General features: G+C 66.0%; 11 protein-coding genes. All 11 read right to left on the bottom strand.

What is annotated here, in order from left to right:
• Positions 1-6 precede the first annotated feature (6 nt).
• The 11 genes from lpxA to AC07UW_RS03960 all read right to left on the bottom strand — a co-directional run bounded on the left by lpxA (position 7) and on the right by AC07UW_RS03960 (position 12,404).
• A complete protein-coding gene (gene lpxA, locus AC07UW_RS03910) occupies positions 7-798 on the bottom strand; it encodes an acyl-ACP--UDP-N-acetylglucosamine O-acyltransferase (RefSeq protein ID WP_025877677.1) in 792 nt (263 codons plus the stop codon).
• A 19-nt stretch (positions 799-817) separates the two neighbouring features.
• Positions 818-1,273, bottom strand: coding sequence for a 3-hydroxyacyl-ACP dehydratase FabZ (fabZ, locus tag AC07UW_RS03915; RefSeq protein WP_025877675.1), 456 nt, complete (start codon positions 1,271-1,273; stop codon positions 818-820).
• Positions 1,270-2,292 carry a UDP-3-O-(3-hydroxymyristoyl)glucosamine N-acyltransferase gene (lpxD, locus tag AC07UW_RS03920; RefSeq protein WP_223494642.1) on the bottom strand — a complete coding sequence of 341 codons (1,023 nt, stop codon included), beginning with the start codon at positions 2,290-2,292 and terminating at the stop codon, positions 1,270-1,272. The genes fabZ and lpxD overlap by 4 nt, the downstream gene beginning before the upstream one ends.
• A 422-nt stretch (positions 2,293-2,714) precedes the next feature.
• The gene (bamA, locus tag AC07UW_RS03925; protein ID WP_140226666.1) at positions 2,715-5,078 is read right to left on the bottom strand and encodes an outer membrane protein assembly factor BamA; all 2,364 of its coding nucleotides are present in this window, start codon (positions 5,076-5,078) and stop codon (positions 2,715-2,717) included.
• Between the two features lie 74 nt (positions 5,079-5,152).
• On the bottom strand, positions 5,153-6,511 hold the full coding sequence (gene rseP, locus AC07UW_RS03930; protein ID WP_223494643.1) for an RIP metalloprotease RseP: 1,359 nt from the start codon (positions 6,509-6,511) through the stop codon (positions 5,153-5,155).
• Between the two features lie 55 nt (positions 6,512-6,566).
• Positions 6,567-7,757, bottom strand: a complete 1,191-nt coding sequence (locus tag AC07UW_RS03935) for a 1-deoxy-D-xylulose-5-phosphate reductoisomerase (RefSeq protein WP_495211476.1) — start codon at positions 7,755-7,757, stop codon at positions 6,567-6,569.
• A gap of 2 nt (positions 7,758-7,759) precedes the next feature.
• Complete coding sequence (locus tag AC07UW_RS03940) at positions 7,760-8,596, bottom strand: phosphatidate cytidylyltransferase (protein ID WP_025877667.1); 837 nt, start codon at positions 8,594-8,596, stop codon at positions 7,760-7,762.
• Positions 8,593-9,360, bottom strand: a complete 768-nt coding sequence (gene uppS, locus AC07UW_RS03945; RefSeq protein WP_495211477.1) for a polyprenyl diphosphate synthase — start codon at positions 9,358-9,360, stop codon at positions 8,593-8,595. The genes AC07UW_RS03940 and uppS overlap by 4 nt, the downstream gene beginning before the upstream one ends.
• Before the next feature lie 5 nt (positions 9,361-9,365).
• Positions 9,366-9,920 (bottom strand): ribosome recycling factor, encoded by a 555-nt coding sequence (gene frr, locus AC07UW_RS03950; RefSeq protein ID WP_099821430.1) that lies wholly within the window; start codon positions 9,918-9,920, stop codon positions 9,366-9,368.
• A gap of 97 nt (positions 9,921-10,017) precedes the next feature.
• Positions 10,018-10,746 (bottom strand): UMP kinase, encoded by a 729-nt coding sequence (pyrH, locus tag AC07UW_RS03955; RefSeq protein ID WP_025877663.1) that lies wholly within the window; start codon positions 10,744-10,746, stop codon positions 10,018-10,020.
• Between the two features lie 119 nt (positions 10,747-10,865).
• A complete protein-coding gene (locus AC07UW_RS03960; RefSeq protein WP_025877660.1) occupies positions 10,866-12,404 on the bottom strand; it encodes a sensor domain-containing diguanylate cyclase in 1,539 nt (512 codons plus the stop codon).
• Positions 12,405-12,523 lie beyond the last annotated feature (119 nt).

Below are 12,523 nucleotides of genomic sequence, written 5' to 3' on the forward strand. Positions count from 1 at the left end.
CGCTGCTCATCGCAGCAGGTGCCTCTCGGTGTGTTCGATGAAGTCCAGCATCGACTTGACGTCGTCACTGTCGCGCGCCTGTTCGGCCAGCTGTGCCTTGGCTTCAGCCAGCGGCAGGCCCGCTACGTACAGCGTGCGGTAGGCACGCTTGATGGCGGTGATGCGTTCGGGATCGAAGCCGCGACGCTTCAGGCCCTCGCTGTTGATGCCGCGCGGGCGGCCCAGCGAGTCGGTGCCGACCATGGTGAACGGCGGGACGTCGCCATTGGTCAGCGCGCCCATGCCAAGGAAGGCATGGGCACCGATGCGGCAGAACTGATGCGCACCGGCGAAGCCGCTGATGATCACGTAGTCACCCACGGTCACGTGCCCGGCCAGCGTGGTGTTGTTGGAGAACACACAGAAGTTGCCGACGTGGCAATCGTGGGCCACGTGCGTGTAGGCCAGCATCCAGTTGTCATCGCCGATGGTGGTGATGCCGCCACCGCCGCCGGTGCCACGGTTGAGGGTGACGAACTCGCGGAACACGTTGCGGTCGCCGATCACCAGTTCGGTGCGTTCACCGCCGTACTTCTTGTCCTGCGGTTCGCCGCCGACCGCGACATGGCCGATGAACCGGTTGTCGCGGCCGATCCGGGTCGGGCCATGGATGCTGCAGTGCGGACCGACCTCGGTGCCGGCACCGATCTCGACGTCCGGCCCGATGATCGTGAACGCGCCCACGCGGACGTCGTCGGCCAGGCGTGCCGACGGATCGATCACGGCAGTGGGGTGGATCAGGGGGGCGTTGTCGCTCATCTCGGACCTCCAGCCAGGGTCATTCGCGGGTGCCGGCGCACAGCACCTCGGCGCAGGCGACAACTTCGCCGTCGACCTTGGCCACACAGTCGTACACGGCCATGTTGCGGATCACGCGCTTGATCTCCACGTGCATCTCCAGCACGTCACCGGGCACCACCTGCTTGGTGAAGCGGGCCTTGTCGACCTTGACCATGTAGAACAGCTTGGACTGCGCATCGCGGCCCAGCGTCAACTGGGTCAGCACGCCGCCGGCCTGGGCCATGGCTTCGATGATCAGCACGCCGGGCATGATCGGCTGGCCCGGGAAGTGGCCCTGGAAGAACGGCTCGTTGATGCTGACGTTCTTGGTCGCGACGATCGTGCGCTTCTCGTAGTCGATCGACACCACCTTGTCCACCAGCAGGAACGGGTAGCGGTGCGGAAGCAGCGTCTGGATCTGCGCCATGTCCGGCAGGGTCTGGGTGTGGCTCATTCTTTCTCCTTGCTCACAGACAGGATGCGACGGGCCAGTGCATCGAGCTGCTTGAAGCGCGCGGCATTCTTGCGCCACGTGCGGTTGTCGGTCAGGGGCGTGCCGGAGGAATACTCGCCCGGCTCGGTGATGGAGTTGCGGACCACCGATTTGCCGGTGATCACGACCTTGTCGCAGATTTCAAGATGACCGACGACGCCAACGGCGCCGCCGAGCAGGCAGTAACGGCCGATCTTGGCGCTGCCGGCAATGCCGGTGCAGCCGGCGATGGCCGAGTGGGCGCCGATCTGCACGTTGTGTGCGATCTGCACCAGGTTGTCCAGGCGGACGTCCTCGGCCAGCACGGTGTCTTCCAGCGCGCCACGGTCAACACAGGTGTTGGCGCCGATCTCGCAGTCGTCGCCGATGCGCACGCCGCCAAGCTGCGGCACCTTGATCCATTTGCCAGCGTCCATTGCCAGGCCGAAGCCATCGGCGCCCAGCACGGCGCCGGGGTGGATGCGCACGCGCTTGCCCAGCTTGACGCGGGTGACCAGGGTGACGCGGGCGATCAGTTCGCAGCCGCTGTCGAGGGTGCAGTCTTCGCCGATGATGCTGCCGGCGCCGATGATGCAGTTCTCGCCGATGACGCTGCGTGCGCCGATGGTCACGAACGGGCCGACGTGGGCGCTGGCGGCGACCTGCGCCTGCGGATCGATCACCGCGCTGGGATGGATGCCGGGCGGGCGGGTCGGGGCGATGTCGAACAGCGCGCCGATCTTGGCAAAGGTGGTGTAGGGGTCCTTGGCAACCAGCGCGGTGCCGGGAGCCGCGTCGGCATCCTCGGCGCGCAGCACCACGATGCCAGCCTGGCTGTCGGCCAGCTGGGTGCGGTAGCGTGGATTGGCAAGGAAGGTCAGCTGGCCGGCACCGGCATGGGCGAGGGTGGCCACGCCATGGATGGCGGTGCTCGGGTCGCCATGGACCTGCAGGCCGAACTGATCGGCGAGTTGCTGGGCGGTGTAGGTAGGAGTATTCACGGCGGGAGTTTAACGTGTGACGCCATTGCGGTCATGCGGGAGCAAAAGCCGGCGCCTGGCTGACCGTGGGGCGATGGCGCAGGGGGCTGCCCAGGACACGCCGTAAACCCATCCCTGGGGGCTCGATGGCGCCATCCATGGCGCCAACGGTCCTGGTCAGCCCCCTGCGCCATCGCCGGATAGTCTTCCGCGCGCGAGCGGATCCAACGTCCACAGTCGCCTGCAGCGCCGAGCCATACTCGGCTCACCGCGCGTCAGCGTGCGCTTCAATAACGAAAACGCCGGGCAATGCCCGGCGATTCGTACCCCGTCTGGTGGAGAGCCCCCCTTTGTTAAGGGGGGCGCGCCAACGGCGCGGGGGATAGGGAGCAGGATAGGCCCCGCGGTTTGCATCGCAAACCGTGGGAACGTTTGGGGGCCAGTTAGAACTGGCCACCAAACGTAAATTGCAGACGTTCGATCTCGTCGCCGTCCTTCTTCTTCAGCGGGAACGCATAGCTGATCGAGATCGGGCCGACCGGGGCGCGCCACAGCAGGGCCACACCGGTGGACACGCGCAGTTCGTTGGCCTTGAAGTTGTCGGTGCCGTTGTAGACGTTGCCGAAGTCGACGAAGGCCGACACGCGGGCCGACGGGCTGTCGAACAGGCGCGGGAAATAGGCCTCGACCGAACCGACGGTCTTCAGCGAACCGCCCAGCGGCTGGCCGTTCGGGTAACCGCTGGTGACTTCGCGCGGGCCGAGGGTGTTGTCCTCGAAGCCACGAACCGAGTTGGTACCACCGGCGTAGAAGTTCTCGTAGAACGGCAGGCCCGACGCGGTGACGGTGCGGGTGGTGCCGTCGCCGTTGTCGATCACGCGGGTCTTGTCGTTGCCGTAGGCATCGCCGTAGCCGATTTCGGCGCGGGTGTTGATCACCAGCGAGGGGATGATCGGCCAGTACTTGCTGATCTGGTAGTTCAGCTTGTAGTACTCGATGGTCGAACCCGGCAGGGTGGTTTCCAGGCCCACGCGCTGGTAGGTACCGCGGGTCGGCATGAAGTAGTCGTTGCGCGAGTCGCGCGCCCAGCCCAGTTCCGTGCGCCATGCATGGAAGGTGCGGCTGCCGACGGCATCGATGTAATCGATGATCGACTTCGGGGTCGAGCCCGCGTAGGTGGTGATCTGGTTGCTGTCGATGCCGAACATCAGCGAGACGGTGTCGGTCTCGGTGATCGGCACGCCGAATACCACCTGCGCCGAACCATTGGTGCTGTTGTACTGCGCGGTGTTGAAGTCGGAGTAGTCCAGTTCGCGCCAGGACAGGTTGTAACCCAGCGAGACGCCGTCATCGGTGAAGTACGGGTTGGTGTAGCTGAAGCCGTAGCGCTGCAGGTAGCTGCTGCGCGAAGCTTCGACCGACACGCGGTTGCCGCCGCCCAGGAAGTTGTTCTGCGACAGCTGCACGGAGGTGGTCATGCCGTAGGACTGCGAATAGCCCAGGCCGAACACGAAGCTGCCCGAGGTGGTTTCCTTGACGTTGTAGACGACGTCGACCTGGTCGTTGCTGCCGCTGACGGGCGGGGTTTCCACTTCCACCGCTTCGAAGTAGCCCAGGCGCTGCAGGCGGATCTTGGAACGGTCGATCGCGGCCTGCGAGTACCAGCTGTTCTCGAACTGGCGCATTTCGCGGCGCATCACCTCGTCGGAGGTGCGGGTGTTGCCCTTGAAGATGATGCGGCGGACGGTCACGCGCGGGCCGGGCACGACCTGCATGTTGACCGCTACGGTCTGCTCGGCGCGGTTGGTGGTCGGAATCGGGTTCACCTTGGCGAAGGCATAACCGATGTTGGACAGCGAGTTGGTGATCGAGTCGGAGCTGAATTCCAGCAGGGCACGCGAGAACGTGTCGCCGGACTTCTGCACGACCATGCGCTCGACGTCTTCCTGCGGCAGGATTGTATCGCCGCTGACCTTGATCTCCGAGATCTTGTACTGGTCACCTTCGGTCACGCCGGCGGTGATGAACATGTCGCGCTTGTCGGGGCTGATCGAGACCTGCGTCGAGTCGATGCTGAAGTCGACATAACCGCGGTCCAGGTACCAGGAGTTGAGCTTCTCCAGGTCGCCGGACAGCTTTTCCTTGGAGTACTGGTCGTCACGGCGGTACCACGACGCCCAGTTGTGTTCCTTGGACTCCCAGTATTCCAGGATGTCCTTGCTGTCGTACTTCTCGGTGCCGACGATGTTGACGTGGCGGATCTTGGCCGCCTTGCCTTCCTTGATCGCGATGGCGATGTCGACACGGTTGCGGTCCAGCGGGCTCACCGTCGGGGTGATGTCGACGGTGTATTTGCCACGGTCGTTGTACTGGCGGCGAAGTTCCTGCGTCACGCGATCCAGGCTCAGGCGATCGAAGGTGCCGCCTTCGGTCAGGCCGATGTCGGACAGGCCCTTGAGCAGCTGGTCGGACTTGATGTCCTTGTTGCCGGTGACGGTCAGCTTGTTGATCGCCGGACGTTCCTTGACGGTCACCACCAGGATGCTGCCCTGGCGATCCAGCTGCACATCTTCGAAGAAGCCGGTCTTGTACAGGGCGCGGATGGTCTCGCCGACCTTGCTGTCTGTGACCGTCTCGCCACGTTCGACCGGCAGGTAGGTGAACACCGTACCGGAGCTGATGCGCTGCAGGCCGTCGACGCGGATGTCGCTGACAGTGAAGGGCTCGGCTGCCTGGGCCAGGGCGGGGGCGCCGGTGACGGCGGCGAGGGCGAGGGCCAGCAGGCGGCGATTGGGGAGTCGCGTCATGTCACGTCCGGTAGGAAGGTCGATTTCATTGGTAAGGGATGCCGACGCTGTAGACGGCAAAAACATGGAAAAGTTCATCGCGGGACCAGGCCGAGGATGTCGTTGTAGAACGCCAATCCCATCAGCCCGGCCAGCAACGCCAGGCCGATGTATTGGCCGGCGGCGACGGCACGCTCGCTCAGCGGGCTGCCCTTGACCAACTCGATAAGGTAATACAGCAGGTGGCCGCCGTCCAAGATGGGGATCGGCAGCAGGTTGATGATGCACAGGCTCAGCGACAGCAGGGCGAGGAACTGGATGAACCAATCCACGCCACGTTTGGCCGAAATATTGGCGACCCGGGCAATGGTGACCGGGCCGGAAACGTTCTGCAGCGAGGCTTTGCCGGTGACGATCCGGCCCATCATGGCCAGTGAGTCGGCGGCCATCCTGCCGGTTTCACGCACCGCCACCGTCACGGACTGCAGTGGGCCGAACTTGAGCAGGGTGTCGTAGGCGGGGCTGTAGCTCTCGGCAAACCCCGCGCCGATCTGCCAGGTGGGCTGGCCCTTGCCGTCCTTGCCCTGGCGCGGGGTGATCTCCAGCGCCAGGCGCTCGCCACCACGCAGCACCTCGATCATCGCCGGGCCACCGCGGCGGCCCAGGCTGCCCACTTCGCTGATGGCCTGCTCGACGCTGTCGATGCGCTGCCCATCGATCGCCACGATCAGATCGCCAGTCTGCAGGTGACCCTCCGCAGCCGAACCCTTCACGATGTTGTCCACCAGCGGGGGCTGCAGCCACGCACGCCAATACACGCCGGCCAGGATCGGAACCCGGCGTTCATCGAAACCAGCCGGCAGCTGCGACAGCGGCAGGGTACGCGAGCGCAGCTGGTCTGCGGGGTCGAGGACCTGCAGGGTCACGTCGCGACGGTCCATCGCCGCCGCGGTAAGGGCCATGCTGGCCTCACCCAGGGTGATCACATCGCGGCCGTCCACGCTCAGCAGGCGATCGCCGCTGCCGAGCCCGGCCGTGGCGGCCATGCCGGTAGCGCGGCCGACGGTTGCCGAATAGTCCTGCTTGCCGATCACGAACATCGCCCACAGCAGCAGGATGCACAGCAGCAGGTTGGCGATCGGGCCGGCCGCAACAATGGCGATGCGCTGCCACACGGTCTTGTGGTTGAAGGCCTGGCCACGTTCGTGCGGATGGACCTCGACTTCGCGTTCGTCGAGGAATTTCACATAGCCGCCCAGCGGGATGGCGGCAATGGCGAACTCGGTGCCATGGCGGTCGCGGCGCGACCACAGCGGACGACCGAAGCCCACCGAGAAGCGCAGCACCTTGACCCCGCACAGGCGCCCGACCCAGTAATGCCCGAATTCGTGGAAGGTGACCAGCAGCCCAAGGCTCACGATCATCCACCAGACCGATCCGATGAAGTCAGTCATGCAGGTTCACATTGGCGGACACGGGCGGCGGCGTCATACGGGATGGGTGCGCTGTTCAGGTGGCGGCGATGGCGTTCAGGGTCAGCTGGCGGGCCCGCTGGTCGGCGGACAACAGAACCTCAAGTGTATCGGCTGGTTCGGTCGGCAGTGTTGAAAGAGCGTTAGCAACGAGCGTCGGAATGGTCAGGAAGCCTATGCGGCCCTGAAGAAACGCTGAAACAGCCTCTTCGTTGGCGGCGTTCAGCACGGCCGGGGCGGTACCACCGGCGCGCATCGCCTGCCACGCCAGGGCCAGGCAGGGGAAGGCGTCAGTGTCGGGAGCCTCGAAATCCAGCCGGCCCTGGGCGAGCAGGTCCAGCCCGGAGACGCCCGATTCGATCCGTTGCGGCCAGCCCAGGCCCACGGCCAGGGTGGTGCGCATGTCCGGCAAGCCCATCTGCGCCAGCGTGGAGCCGTCAACGAACTCAACCAGTGAATGCACCAGGCTCTGCGGGTGCACCAGTACCTCGATGCGCTCGCCGGGGATGCCGAACAGATGGTGGGCCTCGATCACTTCCAGGCCCTTGTTCATCAACGTCGCCGAATCGACCGAGATCTTCGGCCCCATCGACCACTTCGGGTGCGCCACGGCCTGGGCCGGGGTGACCTGCTCCAGTTCGGCGCGGCTGCGCCCGCGGAATGGTCCACCCGAGGCGGTCAGCAGGATGCGGCGCACGCCGGCACCGTCGAGGCTGGCATCACGTGAACGCAGGCACTGGAAGATCGCACTGTGCTCGCTGTCGATCGGGATGATCTCGGCGCCGGCACGTTCGGCGGTACGGGTCAGCAGTTCGCCGGCCAGCACCAGCGATTCCTTGTTGGCCAGGAGGATGCGCTTGCCGGCCGCAGCGGCGGCCAGGGTCGAGGACAGGCCGGCGGCGCCGACGATCGCGGCAACCACGGTATCGCAGGCGTCACTGGCCGCCAGCTGGTCCAGAGCGGCATGGCCGGCGTGGGCCTGGGTGGCCAGGCCGGCATCGCGCAGGCCGCCACGCAGTTCCGCATACAGGGTTTCATCGGCGATCACCGCATGCGCGGGCCGGTGCTGCCGGCACAGGGCCAGCAGCGCCTGTACCTGGCGGCCGGCGGCAAGCACGGTGGCCTGGTAACGCAGCGGATGGCGGGCGATCACGTCAAGCGTGGAGGCACCAATCGAGCCGGTGGCGCCGAACACGGCGACCCGGCGCAGGTCTGCAGCAGCATCCATGGTCAGAACCCGAAGATTTCCTTACCCAGTGCGAACACCGGGATGGCCGCCAGCACGCCGTCGACGCGGTCGAGCACGCCGCCGTGGCCGGGGATCAGGTGGCCTGAATCCTTGGCGCCGGCATGGCGCTTGATCAGGCTTTCGAACAGGTCGCCCAGTACCGAGGCGAATACGGCCACCACCGAGGTAACCAGCAGGCCGGGCAGGTGCGCGGCATCGATGCCGGCCAGCCAGCCCAGGCCGACGGCCACCGCAACACCGGCGATCAGCCCACCGACGAGGCCTTCCCAGGTCTTGTTCGGGCTGATCCGCGGTGCCAGCTTGTGCTTTCCGAAGTGACGGCCAGCGAAGTAGGCGCCCGAATCGGCCGCCCATACCAGCGCCAGCGCGGCCAGCAGCCACAGGTGGCCCTGATGGCCCGGCGGGTCGCCGCCGGCATGGATCAGTACCAGCGCAGCCCACGCCGGCACGATGGCCAGGGTGCCGGCCAGCAGCTTGAGGATGCGCGCCGGACTGCCAGGCTGCGCGCCGAAGTTGAAGAAGCGCAGCCACACCAGCGCGCCCAGCCACCAGGCCACGCCCACCAGGGTCGCGATCTGGAACAGCACCAGCGTGCCGGCATCGGCCCACACCAGCAGCACCATCAGCACCAGGTTGAGGACCAGCAGCACGGTGCGGGCGAGGGTGTCTTCGACATCGGCCAGCTTCAGCCATTCCCACAGGCCGATCAGCAGCACGGCAGCGGCGGCGGCGGCCAGCCATTGCGTGGGCAGCAACAGGATCGCCGCAATGGCGACCGGCGCCATGATCAGCGCGGCGAGGACTCGGGTCTTGGTCATGGGCTGGACGTCTCGGTGGCCAGGGCGGCGATCTGGGCGCTGGTCAGGCCGAAGCGGCGCTCACGGCTGGCGTAGGCATCCAGCGCCAGCTGCAGCTGCGCGGCATCGAAATCCGGCCACAGCGCTTCGGTGAACCACAGCTCGGTATACGCCAGCTGCCACAGCAGGAAATTGCTGATGCGGGTATCGCCGCCGGTGCGGATGAACAGGTCCGGTGGCGGCAGGTCGGCCAGGGCCACCTGTCGCCCCAGCAGGGATTCGTCGATCTGCTCGGGAAGCAGGCGGCCGGCTGCAACTTCAACAGCCAGTGCGCGTGCGGCACGGGCGATGTCCTGACGGCCACCATAGCTGGCGGCGATCGACAGGGTCAGTGTGCTGTTGTCGGCGGTGCGCTGTTCGGCCAGCTGCATGCGGCTGACCAGGGCAGCACCGAAGCGCTCGCGTTCGCCGATGAAGCGCACGCGCACGCCGCGCCGATGCAGCTCGTCCACTTCGCGGTCGAGCGCGCCGAGGAACAGCTTCATCAACGCATCGACTTCGTCCGGCGGCCGGCCCCAGTTCTCGCTGGAGAACGCGAACAGGGTCAGCGCCGGAATGCCCAGCTCCAGGCAGCGCTCGATGGTACGGTTGACCGCGCGCGCACCGGCTCGATGGCCGATCACGCGGGGGCGACGGCGCTGCTGTGCCCAACGCCCGTTGCCATCCATGATGATGGCGACGTGGCGCGGGAGGGCGGCCGGCAGGGGAGGCGGGACTGAAGGCATCGACTTCAGACCGACATCAGTTCCTTTTCCTTGTCGGCGACGACCTTGTCGATATCCTTGATGTTGGCGTCGGTCAACTTCTGGATATCGTCTTCGCCGCGCTTCTTCTCGTCTTCGCTGATGACCTTGTCCTTCAGCAGCTTGGCGACTTCCTTGTTCGCATCCTGGCGGATGTTGCGCACGGCGATCTTGGCGCCTTCGCCTTCCTTCTGTACCTGCTTGGCCAGTTCCTTGCGGCGCTCTTCGGTCGGCGGCGGCAGGTTGACGCGGATCGAGGTGCCGATGGTGTTCGGGGTCAGCTCGATGTTGTACAGGCCCTTCTCGATCTCCTTGATCATGCTCTTGTCGAAGGGCGTGACCAGCAGGGAGTGGGCGTCGGGGTTGGAAATGGACGCTACCTGGTTCAGCGGCGTGCTGGCGTTGCCGTAAGCATTGACCGTGACGCGGTCCAGCAGGGCCGGCGTTGCGCGGCCGGTGCGGATCGAGGTGAGGGTGTGCTTAAGAGCGTCGATGCTCTTGGCCATGCGCGTCTGCGCGTTGTTCTTGATGTCGTTGAGCATCGCCAGGGTCCTGGATGTAACTGGAATCGGGCGATTATAGGCGAATACGGGACGCCGCCGGGCCTGAATCGGCCCGGAGGTCGCCTTGCGCTCAGCCTCAGGCCGGATCGCGGCCCTGGACGAGGGTGCCGATGTTCTCGCCGTGCAGGATCTTCAGCAGCTCGCCCGGCTGGCCCATGTCGAACACGCGCATCGGCAGGTCGCTGTCACGGGCCAGGGCGAAGGCGGCGGTATCCATCACTTCCAGGCCACGGCGGATCACTTCGTCGTAGCTCAGGCTGTCGAAGCGGACGGCGTCGCTGTACTTGTTCGGATCCTTGTCGTACACGCCATCGACCTTGGTTGCCTTCAGCAGCAGGTCGGCGCCGATCTCGATCGCGCGCAGGGCGGCGCCCGAGTCGGTGGTGAAGAACGGGCTGCCGACGCCAGCGGCGAAGATCACCAGGCGCCCCTTTTCCAGGTGGCGGATGGCGCGGCGGCGGATGTAATCCTCGCACACGTCGTTGATCTTGATCGCGCTCATCACGCGGGCCTTGGCGCCCACTTTTTCCAGCGCATCCTGCATGGCCAGCGCGTTGATGACCGTGGCCAGCATGCCCATCTGGTCGCCGGTGACCCGGTCCATGCCGCCAGCGGCCAGGCCTGCGCCGCGGAAGATGTTGCCGCCACCGATGACCAGTGCGACTTCGGCGCCAGCCTGCTGGGCCTCGACGACCTCACGGGCCAGGCGATTGATGATCTTGGGGTCGATGCCGTAGTCCTCATCTCCCATCAGCGCCTCCCCGGAAAGTTTCAACAGGATGCGGCGATAGGCGAGCTTGGACATAGGGACCTCGGGTGCGTGGAAATCGCGGGCGATTCTACGCGCAAGCGGCGCGCGGCCAAAGCGTTTTGTGCACTGCGGCGCAAAATGCTGGTGTGCCCCGTGCATCCGGAGCGCACCATTCAGCCAAGCTCGGCGCCCGCAGTGGCAGACAGTTCATCATGCCCCAGTTCGCCGGGAGAGCGCGCGATGACCCGGTTGCGGCCCAGGTTCTTGGAGCGGTAGAGCACGTCATCTGCGGCGCGCAGGAGGTCCTGCACACCGGCAAAACGCTCGTAACCACCTTGGGTGGCCACGCCGGCCGAGAAGGTGATGAACAGCGGGCCGCCTTCCAGTTCCGCCATCGGGGTGGCGACGATATTGGCCAGCACGCGGCGGATCACGTCAAGGGCGACCGATTCGCTGGTATTGGGCAGCAGCGCGACGAACTCCTCGCCGCCGAAACGGGCCACGGTGTCGCTGTTGCGCAGCTGCCCCTGCAGTTTGCCGGCGAAGGCGCGCAGCACCTCATCGCCGGTCAGGTGGCCGTGCGCGTCGTTGATCTTCTTGAAATCGTCCAGGTCGATGAAGGCCACCGACAATGGCCAGCCATGGCGGCCGGCGCGCAGGAACTCCTGCTCAAGCACGGCTTCGAGCTGGCGGCGATTGAGGACGCCGGTCAGGGCGTCGCGATGGGCCTGGTCGGCCAGGCGCTTGGCGCGGGCCTCGAATTCATCGGCGCGACGGCGGGCCTGGTCGGCATCCTGCAGTTCGCGCAGGTTGCGCAGGGTGGCCAGCTCCTGGGCGTGGTCGATCAGCTCGCGCACGCGTGCCGGTGAATTCAGGCCGTTCTCGAACAGGCTGGCGATGTCCGGCAGCGCTTCGCTGATCCGCGCCAGCACCTGGTCGAAGCGGGCGCTGTCCATCTGCAGGCGGTCGTGGACCTGCTGCAGGGCGCGTTCGCGTGCGCCATCGGCGTCTTCATCCAGCCAGATGTCGGCGACGGCACCAGACAGCTGTACGCAGGCCTGGAACGGATTTTCGGCGGTGCCTTCGTCTTCGCTGTGGCGGATGCTGTCGACCAGGTAGCGCGGCAGGCCCCACTCCTCGGCTACCCAGGCGCCGACGTCGGCGTGGCTGCAGCCGAGTTCCTGGCGCTCGCGCGCGATCAGATCAGGGTTGTCGCGCGCTTCGCGCAGCAGGGGCAGGTAGCGTTCGGATTCGGCCTGGGCCAGGCACAGCACGCCCATGTCCTGCAGCAGTCCGGCCAGCATCAGCTCCTCCAGCCTGCGCAGGCCGCGCGCTTGGCCGAGCTGGCTGGCCGCCAGCGCGCTGAGGATGCTGCGCTTCCAGGCGCGTTGGCGCAGATCGTGGTCGGCGCCGCCTTTGCCGGTCAGGCCCTGGGTGACAGTGAAGCCCAGGGCGAGGCTGATCGTAGCGTTGAGCCCGAGCATGGTCAGCGCCTGGCCGAGGTTCTCGATCCGGCGCCGGCTGGCATACAGCGGTGAATTGGCGATACGCAGCATGCGCGCACTCAGCGCCATGTCGATGGCGATGATGTCCGCAGCGGTAGCGATGTCCGCCTCCGGGTCCTGGGCCAGTTCGATGATGCGCAGGGCAATACCGGGCGGCGAGGGGAGGTTGCGGCAAAGCGCCAGTGCAGCTGTCAGCTCGGGAGGCATGTCGGGTCGTTCAATTCCATTAGGACAAGAATACCTAGGAATGCATCACAGTCTGCGAATTTCGTTCCTGTTATGTGACTGCAGGTTCCCTTTGCCGAGTATCGGCTTGATTCGGCTGC

The organism is Stenotrophomonas sp. GW821-FHT02D01, assembly GCF_059421765.1.